The organism is Intrasporangium flavum (assembly GCF_001956915.1).
GTDB classification, from domain to species: domain Bacteria; phylum Actinomycetota; class Actinomycetes; order Actinomycetales; family Dermatophilaceae; genus Monashia; species Monashia flava.
Window position 1 is genome coordinate 25,308 of the sequence record NZ_MLJO01000002.1, and the last position, 18,090, is coordinate 43,397.

The window sequence follows — 18,090 nt, forward strand, 5'->3', positions numbered from 1 at the left end:
GCACAGGAATGGAACCAGTGTGCCGCAAGGGGCTGCTGTGGCGAGCCACCGGAGCCCGCGTGTTGGTCACGGGCGTCGATATCCTCGGCGGGTGCCGCGCCCGACCCCGACGTTCGCCGACGAGCTGCGTGACGCCCTGACCCGGGCGATCCGAGGGGTCGACGAGCGGCAGCTCGCACGCGCCACCGAGGCGCTCGTGGAACGCTACCGCGCCGTGGCCCCCGCCGGCGCGCCGATCCTCGCCTCACCCGCGCACGTCCTTGCCTATGCCGCCTACCGGATGCCGGCCACGCATGCAGCCCTGGCGCGGGTCCTCACCGACGTGGCGGCCTCGGGCTTCGAGCCCACCAGCCAGGTCGACCTCGGCGGCGGTACCGGGGCGGCCGCCTGGGCCGCGGCAGCGGCCTTCCCGACGCTGGAGCGCATCAGCGTGCTCGACCAGGTCGAGGAGGCGCTGCGGCTCGGCCGGACGCTGGCCGCCGACGCGCCGGCCGCCGCGCTCCGGTCGGCGCGGTTCGACCGTGCGGTGGCGGGGCGGTGGCCCGAGGGCCGGGTGGACCTCGTCACCGTCTCGTACGTGCTCAGCGAGCTCGACGCGTCCGAGCAGGAGGCGCTCGTCACGGACGCCATGGCGCGGGGTCGTGTCGTCGTCGTCGCCGAGCCCGGCACTCCGGACGGCTACGCGCGGGTCCTGCGGGTCCGTGACGCCTTCCGTGGCGCGGGCTGGACGCTGCTCGGGCCCTGCCCGCACGCCGCGGACTGCCCTCTGGCGCAACCTGACTGGTGTCACTTCGCCGCCCGCGTCAACCGGTCCGCCGAGCACCGCAGGCTCAAGGGGGCAGACCTGTCGTACGAGGACGAGAAGTACTCCTGGGTGGCTGCGGCCGAACCGGATGTTGTTGCGTCGCAGACGAACTCGGCCCGCATCCTGCGACATCCACTGAAGCGCAAGGGCTTCGTCGAGTTCCAGGTGTGTCGGCCTGACGGCTCCGCGGGTCGGGAGGTCGTGTCGAAGAAGAGCGGCGAGCGCTACCGAGCGGCGCGCGACGCCGAGTGGGGCGGTCTGCTCCCGGGGTGAGCGAGGCCCCGCGGTCGGCTGAAGTGGTTCTGAAGTGGTGCTCAGGACAGTGGTCCTCATCAGGAAAACCACCCGGATCCCCGGGCCGACCAAGGAGCACCCCGATGAACACCTCGACCACCGCCTCCTCCACCATCACCTCGACCCCCACCCCGACCGCGACCACGTCGCGCTTCGCCCTGGGCCGCGCGCGCACCCGGCTCCTCGCCCTCCTGCTCGCGACGGTCGGCGTGCTCGGCCTCACCGTGGCCGGCGCAGGCTCCGCCTCCGCGAACGCGGCGAACAACCAGGACATCTGCTGGCACACCATCGGAACGCGGACGCTGATCAGCGAGACCCTTCCTGCTGGCAACGGCGCAAACCAGATCCTGGACACCTACCTCTACCGATACAACGGCTCAGCCTGGGTCTTCACCGGGGTGTCCGAGCGCCTCCGTGGCACCACCGCCGGCTATTGGGTGCACCCGAGCGGGATGATCAGCAACGCGTCCGGCTACCAGCTGGTGAAGGGGACCGGCTACTACGTCATCCGCAACCACATGTTCTCGGCCACGAACCCCAGCCTCGGCGCATGGTTCTACGAGATCGGCTACGCGGACGACCTCCGCGGTGCGACAAGCTACTGCTACGCCTGATCCCCTCCGTCCCATGCGACCGCGCACCGTGACCCACGGCGCGCGGTCGCCGGCCGTCCCGGCCGACCCCGGCGGATCCGGCAGCGACGCAGCGATCCCGCGTCTACGCTCGGGAGCGGGACAGGCTGCCGGTGGGGGGACCGGTCGAGCAGGTGGGGGACGCCGTGCTGATCAGTGTGCTCGGGTCGATGCGCGTCGAGGGCGACGACGGGACCGACGTCGACGTCGGCGGCGTGAAGCAGCGCGCCGTCCTCGCCCAGCTGGCGCTCCAGCCGAACGTGTCGGTGTCCCTCGACCGGGTCGCCGAGGGCGTCTGGGGCGAGCAGGTCCCGGCGCGCTACCGCCAGAACGTCCAGGTCTACGTCTCGACCCTGCGCCGGGTCATCGAGCCCCGACGCCCGGCGCGGACCCCGAGCCGGATCCTCGGCCACGGCGAGGCCTACGAGCTGGTGGCGGGCCCCGACGAGATCGACGTCCTGCGCTTCCGGGCGGCGGCCGCGCTCGGTCGGGACGCGCTTGCCGACCACCGGCCGGAGGCGGCGGCCTCGGCGTTCCGCGGCGCGCTCGACGTCTGGCGGGGCGACGCCCTCGCCGACCTCGCCGCGGTGCCCTTCGCGGCCGACTGGGTCACGGCGCTGGCGGACGAGCGCGCCGCCGCCGTCGAAGGACGGATCGAGGCCGACCTCGGGCGTGGCCGGGCCGCCGAGCTCGTCGCCGAGCTGCGGGCCCTCACCGCCCAGGACCCCGGGCGGGAACGCCTCTGGCAGCACCTGGTCCTCGCGCTCTACCGGGCCGGCCGGCAGGCCGAGGCCCTCGATGCCTTCCGTGAGGCGCGCCGGCGGCTCGTCGAGGATGCCGGCATCGACCCGGGACCCGAGCTCTCCCTGCTCGCCGACCGCATCCTCAAACAGGACCCGGGGCTGCTCGTCTCCGCCCCGGTGGTGGCCCAGGACGCGGTCGGGACGGAGGTCCCGGTCCCGCTCACGGCCATGGTCGGGGGCGAGGCCGCCGTGTCGGCGGCGGCCGGCCTCGTCACCGCCGGCGAGCGTCTCGTCGTCGTGACCGGTCCCGGAGGCGTCGGCAAGACACGGACCGCGCTCGCGGTGGCGGCACGACTGCGGCGAGAGGGCCGGGTGGTCCGTTGGGTGGCGCTCGAGCACGTCACCGATGCCGAGGAGGCTCTGGGCCGCATCGCGGCGAGCCTTCCGGACGGCACGTCGGACGGGGCGCCGGACGGTCCCGGCGGAGAGCCCTTCGTGCTCCTGCTCGACAACGTGGAGCAGGTGGGCGCCCTCGGGCCGCCCCTGCGCGACCTGCTGGAGGCGACGCCGGGCCTCACCGTGCTCGCCACCTCCCGCTCGCCGCTGGGGGTCGTGGGCGAGCGCGTCGTCCAGGTCGAGCCGTTGCCGGCCGACACGGACGCCGTGAGTCTCTTCCGCGAGCGTGCCCTCGCGCACGCCCCGACCTTCACGCTCGACACCCACCGCGAGGCGGTCGTGCGGATCTGCGAGACGCTCGACGGCCTGCCGCTCGCCATCGAGCTCGTGACGCCACGGCTCGCCCTCTTCGACGTCGAGCAGCTCGCCGACGAGCTCGCTGCCGGCGGGTGGTCGGAGGACCTCGACGCGAGGGCGTCGACGCACGAGCGACAGGGGTCGCTGCACGGCCTCGTCGGCTGGAGCCTGGACCTGCTCCCGGCACCGGGTCGCGATCACCTGCGTCGGATCGCCCGGTGCCCGGGCAGCGTCGACCTCGAGGTCGCTGTCGCGCTCGGGACGGTGGTCGGCCTCGGGCCGGCCGCGGCGCAGGCGTCGGTCGGCGACCTCGTGCGGGCCTCGTTGCTGCGACCCGTCGAGTCGGAGGCGGGCCGGCGCTTCGCCATGCTCAACACCGTCCGCGCCGTCGTCCTCGCCGACGCGGACGAGCCTCCCGCCGCGCCCACGGGCGGGGCCGAGCGCACCGAGGTCCTCGACGTGCTCGCGGGGCTCTGGGTGGCCCGGGCCCGCGCCCGGCGTCCTCTCGGCCAGCCGGACGCCCGGGCCACCGCGGCTGCGCGGGCCGACCTGCCGTTGACCTGGCTGGTCCTCGACCACCTCACGCAGGCAGGCCGCGGCGCCGAGGCGGTCGAGATCCTCCTGGCCGATCGTCGCGTGCACATCGTGCTGGGCGTCGCCGACGAGGCGCTGCGGCGGTACGCCGAGCTGCTCGACGCGGGCCTGCCCGACGGCGTCCGCCAGCGGGCGATGGTGGGGGCGGGCTCGGCCGCCTACGGCTGCAGCGACCCTCGCGCGGCGTCGTTCCTGCTGGCCGTCGACGAGCTCGACGCCGCGGACGGGCTGTGGCGGGTCATCGGTCTCACGACGCTGTGCGCCCTGCAGGCGGACGAGGGCGAGGCCGACCTCGCGCGAGCGCACGGAGCTGCGGCTCTGGCCACGGCGCAGGCCGTGGGCGATCCCGCGCTCCTCCGGATGGCGCACTCGGCCGCCGGGTGGGCGGCGCTGCGGGCCGAGGACTACGAAGCGGCGGGACGCCACGCGTCGGCGCAGGTTCAGCTTGCCGACGACCACGCCGCCACGGTGCTCGCCCTGCTGGATCTCTCACTGGCTCAGCTGTTCTCGGGCGACACGGCCGCCGCGTTGGAGAGCTGTGCCGAGACGGTGGGACTGGCCCGCCGGCTCGGGCCGTCCTACCCGCTGGCCCAGGCGTACCAGCAGCTGGGCTTCGCGTTGCTGCAGGCCGACGACGCGTGCGCCGGCGCCGCGCAGCTGGTGCTCGCGCTGCAGGTCGCGCCCGACCACCACGACGCCGGCTTCCTCCTCGAGAGCTGCGCGGCCGTCGGCCTGGCCTCGGTCATGGCCGACGGGCCCGGTGGTGAGGGGACGCGCCTGCTGCAGCGGGCGAACGCGTTCGCGCTTAGCATCTTCGGCGTCGACAGCGCACTCAGCGACGTCCTGGCTGATGTGGCATCGCGGCACGACCAGGTGGCGTCACACCCGGGAGCCGCCCTGCCGGCCGTGGGGACGGTGGCCGACCTCGTGGCGTCCGCGGTCGCGGAGGGGGAGCGGGTGCAGGGGCTCGTCGAGGCTCAGACGACGCCGTAGAGGCGGTCGCCGGCGTCGCCGAGGCCCGGGACGATGTACCCCTTCTCGTTGAGCTTCTCGTCGATGGTGCCGAGCACGACCTTGACCGGGACGCCCAGCGACTCGGTCTCCTGGCGCAGGTGCTCGACACCCTCGGGGGCGGCGAGGAGGCACACGGCGGTGATGTCGTCGGCGCCGCGCTGGACCAGGTACTTGATGGCGTCGGCCATCGAGCCGCCCGTGGCGAGCATCGGGTCGAGGACGAAGACCTGGCGGCCGGTGAGGTCGTCGGGCAGGCGGTTGGCGTAGGTGACCGGCTCGAGGGTCTCCTCGTTGCGCTGCATGCCGAGGAACCCGACCTCGGCGCTGGGCAGGAGGGCGACCATGCCCTCGAGCATGCCGAGGCCGGCGCGCAGGATCGGGACGATGAGCGGCTTGGGGTTGGACAGCTTGATGCCCGTGGTGGCCGCGACGGGCGTCTCGATCTCGAACGGCTCGACGCGCACGTCGCGGGTGGCCTCGTAGGCCAGCAGCGTCATGAGCTCCTCGGCGAGGCGGCGGAACGTCGGGGAGTCGGTCCGCTTGTCGCGCAGGTAGGTGAGCTTGTGGGCGATGAGCGGGTGGTCTGCGACGTGGACGTCCATGGGTGGAAACTTAGCGCGTGGCCAAGCGATCCGAGACCCCCACCGACGAGGCCGTCCCCGCGACCGCCGACAGCTACGACGCGTGGGTGGGGGAGGCGCTCGTGCTGGCGGCCGCCACCGCGTCGTCCGAGGACGTGCCCGTGGGGGCGCTCGTCGTCGACGAGGAGGGCGGGGTCATCGGACGCGGACGCAACGTCCGGGAGGCCGTCGGTGACCCGACCGGGCACGCCGAAGTGGTCGCGCTGCGCGAGGCGGCGGCCTCGCGCGGCACCTGGCGACTCGACGGCTGCACGCTGGTCGTGACCCTCGAACCGTGCGTCATGTGCGCCGGCGCGGCGATGCAGGCGCGGGTCGAACGGGTCGTGTTCGGTGCCTGGGACCCCAAGGCGGGGGCGTGCGGGTCGGTCTGGGACCTGACGCGCGACCCCCTCGCCACGCACAACGTCGACGTCGTCGGAGGCGTCCGCGCGGGTGAGTCGGCCGAGCTCCTCGTCGATTTCTTCGAGGGCCGCAGGCTCGGGTAAGGTCTCCTCTCGGTGGCGTGTCCGAGCGGCCTAAGGAGCACGCCTCGAAAGCGTGTGTGGGGGTAACTCCACCGTGGGTTCAAATCCCACCGCCACCGCCAAATGACTGAGGCGCCCCCGAGCTTGCGAGTGGGGCGCCTCAGTCATTTCTGCGGTTGACGATGCGCGGGATTTGGGAGGAGGCCGGAGCGAAGCGGAGGCCGACGGCTCCCACCGCCACCGCCAGCGTGACCTGTGAAATCGCCGGTTCGGGCTTCACAGCCCGGACCGGCGTTTTCTCGTCTTAGTCTCAGTCCAGTCTCATTGGGTCGTTCAGGCGGGTTCGCACGAGTCCCGTGAGGTCCGCGGAGGTGGCTGGGTTTCGATCTGGACTTGGGTGCACGCGCCTGCACACAAGTGCGCGCTAGGCGTGGGTGCCTGGTTCGGGAGCGCCGGGTGAGGGCGAGGGGCAAGAACGCGTGACGTGGGAGTCAGCGGTCGAGGGCCAGCGCCCGAGCTGACCACGCGACGGTGCCGAGAGCCGCAGCAGTCAGCGCCAAGACGCCCGCGGCGCCGGCGCCCGCAGCGACGAGCCCAGTCAGGCTGGGCAATGCCACTTGGCCAGCGCGGTTGCCCAGGAGTCGCAGCGACATCGCGCGGCCGCGGGCACCGTCGGGCGCGGCCTCAGCAAGCCACGACATCGTCAAGGGCTGCCCGACGCCGAGCCCTAGCCCCGCGACGGCGACCCCGACGGCGAGCACCCACAGCGGCGCCGGTGCTGCACACGTGGCCATCGCGACGGCGGCACTGACGGTGAAGGTGACCAGGACGCGTCGTCGTCCGAATCGGCTGACGAGGTGGCCGAGTCCGATGCGGGACGTCATCGAGGCCACCGCGCGGACGACCAGGAGGGCCCCGATGGTCGAGGAGGAGATCCCGCGTTCGACGCCGAGGGCCGGCAGGTAGGCCAGTGTGATGTCGACGGCGGCCAACACGATGCAGCTGGTGAGTAGCGCGCGTGCCAGGCCAGGCAGGCGCAGCAGGCTCGGGCGGGGGTGAGGACCCCGACCGGGCGAGGGCGATGGGGCCGCGGAATGCCGCGACCGGCTCACGCCGAAGGCGGTGCCGATGACGCCGGCGGACGCTGCCAGCCCGACGATGAACACCGATGTCGTGTCGGGCCGCACGCCATCGCCGCCGAGAACCGCCAGCGCCGCGGGCCCGAGCGCCTGCCCCAGGGACGCGGCGAAGGTGTACCGCCCGAAGGCGCCGTCGAGTCCCGGCCCGCTGGAGCGGTTGGCAACCCACGTCTGCTGGGCGATGACGCCGAACAACTGGCCGAGGCCTAGCAGCACGGTGCCGACGAAGAGCCCGGCGACGCCGGCGGAGAAGAAGATGAGGATGAGCGTCGCGGCGCCCAGGCAGGCGCCTCCGCCCAGGGCCAGGACGCGCTCGCCGACGCGGTCGACAAGGACTCCGCTGGGTAGCGCGAGCAGCATCGGCATGAGGGCGAAGGCAGCGGAGAGGATCCCGAGCAGGGCGCTTGGGACGCCGATGTCCAAGGCTCGGTAGACGGTCGCCGGCCGGATGGCGAATGCGACGAGCTGGACGAGCAGCGTGTTGGCCAGCACCACTGCCCAGAGAAGGGGGCCCGGTCGGAGCGGCAGGTCACGCACCGGCGAGCAGGATGCCGTCCGCGTCGCTGTGCAGCTCGTCGCCCGGCCGGAAGGTCACGCCGCCGAAGGTGACGGGCACGTCGCGTTGGCCGGTGCCGGTCTTCGTGCTCTTGCGTGGGTTGGAGCCGAGCGCCTTGACGCCGACGTCGACGCCTCCAAGCGCGACGACGTCGCGGACGGCGCCGTTGACGACAATGCCTTCCCAGCCGTTGGCCGCGGCCAGCTCAGCCATGTGGTCACCGAGCAGGGCGACCTCGAGCGAGGCTGCACCGTCGACCACCAGGACGCGTCCGGTGCCTTCCTCGGCGAGCACCTGCTTGACGAGGACGTTGTCCTCGAAGACCTTGACCGTCGTCACGGTGCCCGAGAAGGCGGCGCGGCCACCGAGGTTGCGCAGCTGTGTCGAGCAGGACCGGGAGTCCTGGCGCAGGCGGTCGTAGACATCGGCGGTGGGCTCCATGGGATCTCCTGTGGTCGGGGCGTGCGAGGGTGCCCGAGCGCCCGGTCGGTGAAGCGCTCGGTGGTCTGGTGGTCGGTGCGCCGGCGGCGGCTCGTGGTGGGTGCTCAGCGCTCGTCGCGCCGGTCGTGCCCGAGGCGCCACACGGCCGCGGCGCCCAGGCTGGTGTCGATGTGTCGGCGCATGATCTCGGCGGCGGCCCGGCTGTCGCCGGCTGCGATGTGGTCGACGAGCAGCTGGTGCTCCTCGACCTTCTCGTCGCGGGCGGCCTGACCGCGCTCGTTCTGCAGGGCGAGCCGGCGGTATCGGTCGGCCTTGTCCCACAGCGCATCCAGGGCCTCGATGAGCAGCTCGTTGTGGCTGGCGCGATAGATGGCCTGGTGGAAGGCGCGGTGGGCGACGAGCTGCTCGTAGGCGGGGTGGCTGGGCAGCGGTTCGAGCCCATCATGGGCGGCTCGGATGGCATGCAGGTCGGCACTGGTGCGTCGCTCGGCGGCTAGTCCCGCGGCCAGTGGGTCGAGGGACTTGCGGATCTCGAGCAGGTCGCGGGCCTCCTCGGCGCGCAGGGGTGCGATGCGGGCGTCGCGGTGGGCGTCGAGCTCGACGAGGCCTTCGCTCTTCAGGCGTCGCAGGGCCTCGCGCAGGGGAGTGGTGCTGATGCCGATCTGGCTCGCGAGCTCGCGCTGCTGCAGAACGGCCCCGGGCTCGAGCTCACCGGACAGGATGCGGCGGCGCAGCTGTCGGTAGGCGTAGTCGCTCTTGGTCTCGTACAGCTCGGCGGGCTGTGTCATCGCGATCCCCTTTCGGTGGGCGGTTATAACCTACTGGCTGCGCTTCATCTCCGCCAGGGCCGTCACCCTGTGGGCAAGGGCTCCCCGCTAGCCCTGGTGGTGTACGCGCAAGCCAGATGAGTCTGCACGAGTCAAGAAAGGCGTGAGATGGCCTTGACGTCATAGGTTATAACCGTGCACTCTGGCTCGGCAAACGCATGAGGCTGCGGCCTCGTTCTTCAAGGAGGAAGAGCATGAACTCAGTCCCCCAGGGCGTCCGCGTCGGCGCCGCGCCGGGCCGCCCCCGGCGCCTGACGCGGGCGGTCGTCGCCATTGGGGCGATCTCCTCGGTCGCGCTGCTGGCCGCCTGCAGCGGTTCGGCCGACAAGGCGGAGCCCGGCATCACCAACGTCGTCAAGACCGGAGCGGCCCCCGACTACTACCCGGCCGACTACGCCAAGGTCATCGAGGCCTCGAAGGGCGAGGGCGGCACGCTGACGATCTACAGCAACACCGACCAGGAGAACTGGGCCCCGATCTTCCGTGACTTCCAGAAGAAGTACCCCTGGGTCACCAAGATCGCGGCGAACAACCTCGACAGCGACGAAGTCTTCCAGCGCGTCCTCGCCGAGGGCGCGACCGGCACATCGCCCGCCGACATCCTCGTGTCCAACGCCGCCCAGGCGTGGGCCGACTTCGCCGAGCGCCCGGGGACGCTGCTCGACTACGCCTCGCCCGAGGTGGCCAAGCTGCCGAAGGTCGCGACGCTCATGCCGAACGTCTACTCGATGTCCATGGACCCCATGTCGATCGTCTACAACGCCTCGCTCATGCAGCAGAAGCCGACCGGCCTCAAGAGCCTGGCCGACATCGTCAGCAAGGACCCCAACACCTACAAGGGCAAGATCACGACGCGCGACGTCGGTGGCGCGTTCGGCTTCACCGTCGCCCACGCCTTCGCCACGGCCCGCCCCGACGCGTGGGCGCAGCTGGAGAAGGTGCTGCCCCTCGGCAAGGCCGAGTCCTCCTCGGGCACCCAGCTGGAGAAGATCACCTCGGGGGAGTACCTGGCCGGCTTCTTCATCAGCGCCGCGCCCGCCTACCCGAAGGTGACCGACAGCGACGGTCTCATGGAGCTGACCTTCCTGGACGACGGCACCGTCGTGCTGCCGCGCGGCATCGGCATCGCCGCCAAGGCGCCCCACGCCGCGACGGCCAAGCTCTTCGAGGACTTCGTCCTGTCCGAGGAAGGACAGCGGGCGGTCGCCGAAGGCGGGCTCACGTCCTACCGCGACGGCATCGAGGCCACCCAGGGCCGCCACACCTACCAGGAGCTCGTCAAGAAGGTCGGCGAGGCCAACGTCATCAACGTGCCCTACGCCAAGGTGCCCGACGACGAGGTCAAGGCCTTCACGAGCCGCTGGAACGGCCTGCTCGGCCGCTGACGGCTGACGAAGCGACGCACCAACCGACGTGAACGAAGGGCTGAGCACAGCATGACGACGACGACGTCCCCACCGAGCCTCGAACGGCGAGCCCCGACGATCGCCCCGGCACCGCGCTACCGCGGTCTGCTCGGGCGACCCCGGGAGCTGTGGCTGCACTACGCGGTCATCGCCGGTCTCGCGGTGCTCGTCCTGGCGCCGGTGGTGCCGACCCTCTACCAGTCGGTGCTGGACCGACCGCTCTACGAGGCGGGTGGGGTGCTGAGCCTGGACAACTACGTCCGGCTCTTCACCGAGGCCGGCTTCGGACAGGTCGCGCTCAACACGCTGCTGTTCGCGCTCCTCACGACGGTCATGACGCTGGCCATTGCGGTGCCGATGGCGGTCGTCGTCGTGCGCACGAAGCTGCCGGGCGGCCGCCTGCTGGCGGCCGCCATGCAGTGGCCGTTCTTCATCTCCTCGCTCATCCTCGGCTTCGGCTGGATCACGATGTACGGACCCGCGGGGTTCGTCAGCGTCAAGGTCCAGCAGTTGCTCGGGTTCCTGCCGTGGAACCTGTACTCGATCCCGGGGATGGCCCTGACCGAGGCCGTCGCCCTGGCCCCGATCGCCTACACGTTCTGTGCCGGTGCCCTGCGCCAGAGCGACGCCTCGCTCGAGTCGGCCGCCCAGGTCTGCGGTGCCGGACCGCTGCGCATCGTCTTCCAGGTGATCCTGCCGATGCTGCGCCCGCCGATCGTCTACAGCTCGATCCTGGTGGTGTCGATGTCCGTGGAGACCCTCAGCGTGCCGCTGCTCTACGGCCAGCCCGGCAACATCCAGGTCTTCTCGACCTTCCTCTACAAGAACGGGCTGCAGTCGATCCGCCCGGACTACGGGGTGCTCGGCGCCGCGTCGGCGATCATCCTGCTCGTCACGGTGAGCCTCGTGGCCGTGCAGGCCAAGCTGCTCAAGGACGCCCAGCGCTTCGTGTCCGTACGCGGCAAGGCGACCCGGCCTCGCCTGCTCGACCTCGGCTGGCTCAAGTGGGTCAGCACGGCAGCCATCGTCGTCTACGTCGTCATGGGCGCGCTCGTGCCCATCATCGGGCTCATCTTCCGGTCCTTCACCCGGATCTTCACGCCGCTGCAGTCACCGTTCCGATCGGTCACGTTGGCGAACTACGAGCGCATCTTCGGCTACACCGCCTACATCCAGTCCATCCGCAACAGCATCATCGTCGCGGTCGTCGGCGCGCTGCTCGTCAGCGTCGTCTCCCTGCTGGCCGTCATGGTCGCCCGACGCTCCGACTTCCGGTTCCGCCGGACTGTCGAGTACCTGGCCCTGGCACCTCAGGCGATGCCCGGCATCATCGTCGGCATCGGCCTCTTCTGGGCCTTTGCGTACGCCCCCTTCGGCATCGGCACCCTGCTGCAGGGCTCGCTGTGGGCCCTCATCATCGGCTTCGGCCTGCGAGCCCTGCCCAGCGGCTTCGGCTCGCTCGCCCCCTCGATCATGCAGATCGGCCAAGAGCTCGACAACGCGGCACGCGTCTCCGGTGCCGACTGGGTCAAGACCTTCACCACCATCCTCGCCCGCCTGCTCACCCCGGCCTTCGCCGGCGCGCTCGTACTGACCTTCGTGACGATGCTCAAGGAGTACTCGCCGGCGGTGTTCCTCGGCTCGGCCGACAGCAACATCATCGGCACGACGATGCTCGAGCTCTGGGTCCAGGGCAACACCGGTTCCGTGGCGGCGCTCGCCACCCTCCAGATCGTCATCACCGCCGCCTTCGTCGCGCTCGCCGGACTCCTCCTGAAAGGACGCAGCACCGATGCCTGACGTCACCGTCACCCAGCTCCGCAAGCAGTTCGGAGACAACACCGTCCTCGACAACGTCGACTTCACCATCAAGGACGGCGAGTTCTTCACCCTCCTCGGCCCCAGCGGCTGCGGCAAGTCCACGACGCTCAACTGCATCGCCGGCCTCGAACGACCCACCGGCGGGTCGATCTCGGTCGGGGACAACACCTTCGTCGACATCGACGGCGGCGTCTTCGTCCCGCCGGAGGGCCGCAACCTCGGCATGGTCTTCCAGTCCTACGCGCTCTGGCCGCACAAGACCATCGCGGACAACCTCGCGATGCCGCTGCAGATCCGCAAGACCGACAAGGCGTCCCAGACCCGCCTGATCGACGACGCCCTCGACAAGGTCGGGCTGCTGCACCTGCGGGGCCGCTACCCGCACCAGCTCTCCGGCGGCCAGCAGCAGCGCGTCGCCCTGGCCCGAGCCCTCGTCTACTCCCCGAACGTCCTGCTCCTCGACGAGCCCCTGTCCAACCTCGACGCCAAGCTGCGCGAGCAGGCTCGCGCCTGGCTCAAGCGTCTGCAGGTGGAGCTCGGCATCACGACCGTGTACGTGACCCACGACCAGGACGAGGCGCTCGCGCTCTCGGACCGCATCGCGGTCATGTCCGGCGGCCGGATGCTGCAGGTGGCCACGCCGAAGGAGATCTACGAGGCGCCCGCGAGCGCCGAGGTCGCCGCCTTCGTCGGGCGGTGCAACTTCCTCGCGGCCAGCGTCGACCAGGCCGGCGGCTCCGCGGCCGTCGTGACCCTCGCCGCCAACGGGCAGCACATCACCGTCACCACCGAGGAGGCGGTGCGGGCCGGGCAGTCCGTCACGGTCGCCGTTCGCCCGGAGCGCGTCACCGTGCTCGCGCCCGGTGCCGAGGCGCCGGCAGGCGCCAACACCGTGTCCGCCGAGGTGCTCACCGTCTCCTACCTCGGCTCCCGGTACGAGTACGACCTCGGCGTCGGCGACCAGATCGTCCAGGTGGTCTCCGACCGGGGCGGTCTCACCGGCCGCGTCCAGCTCGCGATCGCCCCCGACGACGCCCGCGTCTACGCCGACGCCGACGTCCTGTCCGACGACGCCCAGGCACTCCTCACGGTCGGCCACTGACCGTCCCACGTACGAACCACCCGAGACGACAAGGAAACCCAACGTGACCACCCAGACCCACAACCGCCGCTACACCCTCGGCGTCCTGCACGGCGACGGCATCGGCCCGGAGATCGTGCCGGCCTCGGTGCTCGTCGCGGACGCCGCCCTCGAAGCCGTCGGAGCCGCCCCCGTCGAGTGGCGCGAGCTGCCGCTCGGCTTCGCCGCCATCGAGTCGCTCGACGAGGCCACCCCGAAGACCACCCTCACCGCGCTCGCCGAGACCGACGGCTGGCTGCTCGGCCCGCACGACAGCGCCGCCTACCCCGAGCCGTTCCGCTCCGAGCTCAACCCGAGCGGCACGATCCGCAAGCACTTCGACCTGTACGCGAACGTCCGCCCGGCCAAGGCGTTCCAGGGCGCCCGCGCCGTCGTCGAGGGCACCGACCTGGTCATCATGCGCGAGAACACCGAGGGCTTCTACGCCGACCGCAGCACCTACCGCGGCACCGGCGAGTTCATGCCCACCCCCGATGTCGCCATCGCACTCGGCATCATCACGCGCCAGGCGTGCGAGCGGATCGCGCGTGAGGCGTTCGAGCTGGCCATGCGCCGGCGCAAGCGGGTCACGATCGTGCACAAGGCCAACGTCCTGAAGATGACGACGGGCTTGTTTCGCGACGTCTGCCAGGAGGTCGCGCAGGACTACCCGGAGGTCACGGTCGACGACTTCCACATCGACGCCATGACCGTCCACCTCGTCCGTCGCGCGCACGAGTTCGACGTGCTCGTCACCGAGAACATGTTCGGCGACATCCTGTCCGACCTCGCCGGCGAGCTCGCCGGCTCGCTCGGCATCGCGCCCTCGCTCAACGCGTCCCAGGACCGGGCCATGGCCCAGGCGGCCCACGGGTCGGCCCCCGACATCGCCGGTCAGGACCGCGCCAACCCCATCGCCATGATCCTGTCGACGGCGATGCTCTTCGAGTGGCTCGGCGCCCGGCACGGCGACGAGCAGCTGACGCGGGTGGCCGCCCTCATCGAGCGTGGCGTCGAGGAGACCGTGGCCCAGGGCACGAGCACCCCCGACATGGGTGGGTCGGCCGGGTGCCGCGAGTTCGCCGAGGCCGTCGCCGCGACGATCAAGCAGCTGTGAGCACGAGCACGGCGCCGAAGGCGGCCGTGGCGGTCATCAACGCCACCCCGCTGTCGGTGGAGCCGGCCCGCTCCGGGCTCGGGGCCGCCTTCCCGGAGGCCGACCCGTGGATGCTGCTGGACGACAGACTGATCCGCGACGCGCAGGCCGCCGGCGAGGTCACGCCTGCCCTGAACCAGCGGATGCTCGACCTCATCGCGTACGCGGTGGCTGCGGGCGCCGACGCCGTGCTCCTCTCGTGCTCGATGTACGGGGGAGCGGTGGCTGAGGCACGAGCCCGCCACGGCATCCCGGTGCTCGGGTCGGACGAGGCGCTCTTCGAGGAGGTCGCCACCAGCGGCTTCGCACGCGTGCTCCTGCTCGGCCCGATGCGACAGGCGGTCGCCGACTCCGTGAGCCGGCTGCGCGGGGTCCTCGACGCGTCCCGCGCCGCCTGCGAGGTGGTCGGGCGCCCCGTCGACGGCGCCGCGGCCGCCGTCGCCGCCGGCGATGCCGACACGTTGCACGAGCTGCTGCTCGCCGCCGCGCTCCCGTACGTGCGCACCGAGGGGAGCCAACGCACCGACACGGACGGCACCGGCGGCCCGGTGGACGCCGTCGTGCTCGCGAACTTCTCGATCAGCCCCGCGCGGGCCCGGCTCGCGGACGCACTCGGCGTGCCGGTCCTCAGCCCGACCGAACTGGCCGCCGCGCGCGTGCGCGCCGAGCTCACGGCTCCGGAGGTGCGGGCGTGAGCCGCGGGCCCTGGCTCGGCTGCGTGGCCGACGACTACACGGGAGCGACAGACGTGGCGGCAGGTCTGCGCCGCAGCGGAATCCGCACCCGCCTCGTGTTCGGGGTCCCGTCGACGGCCCTCGACATCAGCGACACCGATGCCGTGGTCGTGGCGCTGAAGACGCGCACCGCACCGGTCGCGGACGCCGTGGCACAGTCCAGGGCCGCGACCCGGTGGCTGCTTGGTCGCGGAGTGGAGCAGCTCTACGTCAAGTACTGCTCGACCTTCGACTCCACACCGACGGGAAACATCGGGCCGGTGCTCGACGCCGTGCTCGACGACGCCGGGCAGCGGCTGACCGTGCTGTGCCCTGCATCGCCCGAGCACGGCCGGACCGTCTTCCACGGCCACCTGTTCGTCGCCGACCACCTGCTCTCTGAGTCGTCCATGGCCACCCACCCGTTGACGCCGATGACCGACGCCGACCTGCGCCGGGTGCTCGCGCCGCAGACGCCGCACGCGATCGGTCTGCTCGACCACGCCGTCCTGGCCGCCGGCACCGCTGCGGCGAGGGAACGGCTGGAGCGCCTCGCCTCCGAGGGCATCCGACACGTCGTCGCCGATGCGGTGGACGAGGCCGACCTCGCCGTGCTGGCAGCGGCCTGTGCTGGTCTGCGGGTCGTCAGCGGCGGGGCCGGCCTCGCCCGCGCGATGGCATCCGGGCGACCCGTGGCCGGGACGGCCCCGCTCACCCTCCCGGACGGTCCCGCTGTCGTCGTGGCGGGCTCCTGCTCGAACGCGACGCTCGAGCAGGTCGAGCAGGCGCGCGCGGCCATGCCCTCCTTCAAGATCACCCCCCTGCTCAGCGACGACCCCGAGGAGATCTGGTCGATGACCCAGACCTGGCTCGACGAGCACCTGGACTCCCGGACCGGGAAGCCCGTCCTCGTCTACTCGTCCGCGACCGCCGCCGAGCGTGCGACGTCCGGCCACGTCTTCGACATCCGCACCCCGGACGTGCTCGAGACCCTGCTCGCCCGCACTGCTCGGCACGCTGTGGACCGCGGTGCCCGGCGCGTAGTCGTCGCGGGTGGTGAGACCTCAGGGGCTGTAGTCCAGGCGCTCGGGGTCGGCAGCGTCGACATCGGGCAGGAGGCCGACACCGGCGTGCCCTGGTGCCTCACCCCAGGCCCCGACCCGGTGGCGCTGCTGCTCAAGTCGGGCAACTTCGGTCGGCCCGACCTGCTGGTCCGGGCGGTGGCATGAGCACCCTGACGGCGCCCGAGAGCCTCTTCGACGCGGCGACGCGGCGCGACGTCGTCGACCTCGGCCGGTCCTTCTTCGAGCGCCGCCTCACCTTCGGTCGCACGGGAAACCTCAGCGTCCGCGTCGGGGACCATGCCTTGCTCACCCCGACCGGGGGCTCCCTCGGGGCGCTCGACCCGACGCAGTTGTCCGTCATCGACGCCCGCACCGGGAGCCACCTCGCCGGCCCGAAGCCGTCGAAGGAGGCGTTCCTGCACGCCGCGGTGTACCGGGCCCGGCCGAACGCCGGCGCCGTCGTACACACCCACAGCACCCACTCGGTGGCCGTGTCGGTGCTGCGCGACGTCGACCCGGCCGACGTGCTGCCCCCGCTCACGGCGTACTACGTCATGCGCGTCGGGCGGCTGCCGCTGCTGCCGTACCACGCGCCCGGTGACGACGCCCTGGGCCCGGCCGCCGAGGAGGCCGCCCGAACCCACCACGCCCTGCTCCTGTCCAACCACGGCCCGGTCGTCGCAGGCGCCGACCTCGCCTCGGCGGCCGACGCCCTCGAGGAGCTCGAGGAGACGGCCCGCCTGCACCTGCTCCTCGAAGGGCGCGCCACCCGGCCGCTCACACCGGAGCAGTCCGACGACCTGCACCGCCGATTCACCTCAGCCTGAAAGAGACCGCCCGTGACCGTCGCCGCACCCAGTACGAAAACCGTGCCCTTCGACACCCTCAGCGCCCACTGCGCCGCGATCCTGACCAGCCTCCAGGTGGCCCCCGGCGACGCCGCGCTCGTCGCCGACAGCCTCGTCACGGCCGACGCCTGGGGCCACCCGTCCCACGGCGTGCTGCGGCTGGGCTGGTACGCGGCCCGCCTGCGCTCCGGGGTCATCGACGCGTCGAGCCCCACCGAGGTGGTCGTGGACGGCGGCGCGGTCTGCGTCCTCGACGGGCACGACGGCGTCGGCCAGGTCGTGACCAAGCGAGCGAGCGACCTCGCTGTCGAGCGGGCCCGGAAGCACGGCGTCGGCGTCGTCGCCGTGCGCAACAGCAACCACTTCGGCACCGCCGCCTACTTCACCCGCGGGATCGCCGAAGCCGGCTGCGCCGCAATCCTCACCACGAACGGCAGCCCGGCGATGGCGCCGTGGGGCGGCCGTGAGAAGACCGTGGGCGCCAACCCCTGGTCACTCGCCGTCCCCGGCGGCACGCACGGGCCCGTCGTGCTCGACATCGCCAACACCATCGTCGCCCGCGGCAAGGTCTACGCCGCGCTCGAGCGCGGCCAGCAGATCCCCGAGGACTGGGCCATCACGGCGGAGGGTGCCCGCACCACCGACCCCCGTGAGGCCATCGCCGGGCTGATCCTGCCGATGGCCGGGCACAAGGGATACGCCATCTCGCTGATGATGGACGTCTTCTCCGGCGTGCTCACCGGCAGCTCGTTCGCCACCGACATCGCCGGCCCCTACGTGCCGGACGGTCGCAGCGGGTGCGGCCACCTCGTCATCGCCCTCGACATCGAGGCGCTTCGTCCGCGCGCGGAGTTCGACGGCGACCTGGCATCCCTGCTCGCGACGACGACCGGTGTCCCGCTCGCCGAGGGACATGACCGCATCTACTACCCGGGCCAGCTCGAGGACCTCAGACTGGCGCAGGCGCTCACCGACGGGGTGTCCTTGCCCGACAAGACCTTCGAAGAGCTCGGCGTCCTCGCCGCGGCGTGTGGCGTCGAGACGATCGGTGGGCGCTGA

At 72.0% G+C, this 18,090-nt stretch carries 16 protein-coding genes and 1 tRNA gene; 13 read left to right on the top strand and 4 right to left on the bottom strand.

Features of this window, described 5'->3' with window-relative positions:
* Positions 1–91 precede the first annotated feature (91 nt).
* From BIV28_RS01020 to BIV28_RS01030, 3 genes are all read left to right on the top strand, one after another.
* Positions 92–1,078, top strand: coding sequence for a small ribosomal subunit Rsm22 family protein (locus BIV28_RS01020; protein WP_076258542.1), 987 nt, complete (start codon positions 92–94; stop codon positions 1,076–1,078).
* A gap of 104 nt (positions 1,079–1,182) precedes the next feature.
* Positions 1,183–1,713 carry a hypothetical protein gene (locus BIV28_RS01025; protein ID WP_076258544.1) on the top strand — a complete coding sequence of 177 codons (531 nt, stop codon included), beginning with the start codon at positions 1,183–1,185 and terminating at the stop codon, positions 1,711–1,713.
* Positions 1,714–1,877: 164 nt separating this feature from the next.
* Entirely contained in the window at positions 1,878–4,814 is a 2,937-nt protein-coding gene (locus BIV28_RS01030) for an AfsR/SARP family transcriptional regulator (protein ID WP_207555687.1), read from the top strand.
* Here BIV28_RS01030 and upp read toward each other — a convergent pair.
* Complete coding sequence (gene upp, locus BIV28_RS01035) at positions 4,799–5,437, bottom strand: uracil phosphoribosyltransferase (RefSeq protein ID WP_076258548.1); 639 nt, start codon at positions 5,435–5,437, stop codon at positions 4,799–4,801. The two genes, BIV28_RS01030 and upp, sit on opposite strands and share 16 nt — an antisense overlap.
* A 17-nt stretch (positions 5,438–5,454) precedes the next feature.
* Here upp and BIV28_RS01040 point away from each other — a divergent pair, with 17 nt between their 5' ends.
* Together BIV28_RS01040 and BIV28_RS01045 are read left to right on the top strand one after the other, a co-directional pair.
* Entirely contained in the window at positions 5,455–5,961 is a 507-nt protein-coding gene (locus tag BIV28_RS01040; RefSeq protein WP_076258550.1) for a nucleoside deaminase, read from the top strand.
* Between the two features lie 11 nt (positions 5,962–5,972).
* A tRNA-Ser gene (locus BIV28_RS01045) sits at positions 5,973–6,062 on the top strand.
* 369 nt (positions 6,063–6,431) lie between these two features.
* Here the strand turns inward: BIV28_RS01045 and BIV28_RS01050 are convergent.
* The 3 genes from BIV28_RS01050 to BIV28_RS01060 form a co-directional block, all read right to left on the bottom strand.
* Positions 6,432–7,616, bottom strand: coding sequence for an MFS transporter (locus BIV28_RS01050; protein ID WP_242652711.1), 1,185 nt, complete (start codon positions 7,614–7,616; stop codon positions 6,432–6,434).
* Positions 7,609–8,076, bottom strand: coding sequence for a ribonuclease E activity regulator RraA (gene rraA, locus BIV28_RS01055; protein ID WP_076258551.1), 468 nt, complete (start codon positions 8,074–8,076; stop codon positions 7,609–7,611). The genes BIV28_RS01050 and rraA overlap by 8 nt, the downstream gene beginning before the upstream one ends.
* Positions 8,077–8,180: 104 nt before the next feature.
* Positions 8,181–8,864, bottom strand: a complete 684-nt coding sequence (locus BIV28_RS01060; protein ID WP_076258553.1) for a GntR family transcriptional regulator — start codon at positions 8,862–8,864, stop codon at positions 8,181–8,183.
* A 233-nt stretch (positions 8,865–9,097) separates the two neighbouring features.
* On the opposite strand from BIV28_RS01060, the gene BIV28_RS01065 reads away from it, so the two are divergent.
* The 8 genes from BIV28_RS01065 to BIV28_RS01100 are packed head-to-tail and all read left to right on the top strand — an operon-like array spanning position 9,098 to position 18,090.
* The gene (locus tag BIV28_RS01065; RefSeq protein WP_076258555.1) at positions 9,098–10,288 is read left to right on the top strand and encodes an ABC transporter substrate-binding protein; all 1,191 of its coding nucleotides are present in this window, start codon (positions 9,098–9,100) and stop codon (positions 10,286–10,288) included.
* A gap of 51 nt (positions 10,289–10,339) precedes the next feature.
* Complete coding sequence (locus BIV28_RS01070; protein WP_076258557.1) at positions 10,340–12,109, top strand: ABC transporter permease; 1,770 nt, start codon at positions 10,340–10,342, stop codon at positions 12,107–12,109.
* Positions 12,102–13,232 (top strand): ABC transporter ATP-binding protein, encoded by a 1,131-nt coding sequence (locus BIV28_RS01075; RefSeq protein WP_076258558.1) that lies wholly within the window; start codon positions 12,102–12,104, stop codon positions 13,230–13,232. Before BIV28_RS01070 ends, BIV28_RS01075 begins: the two co-directional genes overlap by 8 nt.
* A gap of 43 nt (positions 13,233–13,275) precedes the next feature.
* Positions 13,276–14,367: an isocitrate/isopropylmalate dehydrogenase family protein gene (locus tag BIV28_RS01080; RefSeq protein WP_076258560.1), complete on the top strand. Its 1,092-nt coding sequence runs from the start codon at positions 13,276–13,278 to the stop codon at positions 14,365–14,367.
* Positions 14,364–15,101, top strand: a complete 738-nt coding sequence (locus tag BIV28_RS01085; RefSeq protein ID WP_076258562.1) for an aspartate/glutamate racemase family protein — start codon at positions 14,364–14,366, stop codon at positions 15,099–15,101. The genes BIV28_RS01080 and BIV28_RS01085 overlap by 4 nt, the downstream gene beginning before the upstream one ends.
* Positions 15,098–16,348, top strand: a complete 1,251-nt coding sequence (gene otnK / locus BIV28_RS01090; RefSeq protein ID WP_076258564.1) for a 3-oxo-tetronate kinase — start codon at positions 15,098–15,100, stop codon at positions 16,346–16,348. The genes BIV28_RS01085 and otnK overlap by 4 nt, the downstream gene beginning before the upstream one ends.
* On the top strand, positions 16,345–17,010 hold the full coding sequence (gene otnC / locus BIV28_RS01095; RefSeq protein WP_076258566.1) for a 3-oxo-tetronate 4-phosphate decarboxylase: 666 nt from the start codon (positions 16,345–16,347) through the stop codon (positions 17,008–17,010). Before otnK ends, otnC begins: the two co-directional genes overlap by 4 nt.
* A gap of 42 nt (positions 17,011–17,052) precedes the next feature.
* Complete coding sequence (locus tag BIV28_RS01100; RefSeq protein ID WP_076258568.1) at positions 17,053–18,090, top strand: Ldh family oxidoreductase; 1,038 nt, start codon at positions 17,053–17,055, stop codon at positions 18,088–18,090.

Bases quoted from the DNA above. Each gene is read 5' to 3' on its own strand.
- BIV28_RS01025 (WP_076258544.1), top strand. From the start codon at position 1,183: ATGAACACCTCGACCACCGCCTCCTCCACCATCACCTCGACCCCCACC.
- upp (WP_076258548.1), bottom strand. From the start codon at position 5,437: ATGGACGTCCACGTCGCAGACCACCCGCTCATCGCCCACAAGCTCACC.
- rraA (WP_076258551.1), bottom strand. From the start codon at position 8,076: ATGGAGCCCACCGCCGATGTCTACGACCGCCTGCGCCAGGACTCCCGG.
- BIV28_RS01060 (WP_076258553.1), bottom strand. From the start codon at position 8,864: ATGACACAGCCCGCCGAGCTGTACGAGACCAAGAGCGACTACGCCTAC.
- BIV28_RS01065 (WP_076258555.1), top strand. From the start codon at position 9,098: ATGAACTCAGTCCCCCAGGGCGTCCGCGTCGGCGCCGCGCCGGGCCGC.
- BIV28_RS01070 (WP_076258557.1), top strand. From the start codon at position 10,340: ATGACGACGACGACGTCCCCACCGAGCCTCGAACGGCGAGCCCCGACG.
- BIV28_RS01075 (WP_076258558.1), top strand. From the start codon at position 12,102: ATGCCTGACGTCACCGTCACCCAGCTCCGCAAGCAGTTCGGAGACAAC.
- otnC (WP_076258566.1), top strand. From the start codon at position 16,345: ATGAGCACCCTGACGGCGCCCGAGAGCCTCTTCGACGCGGCGACGCGG.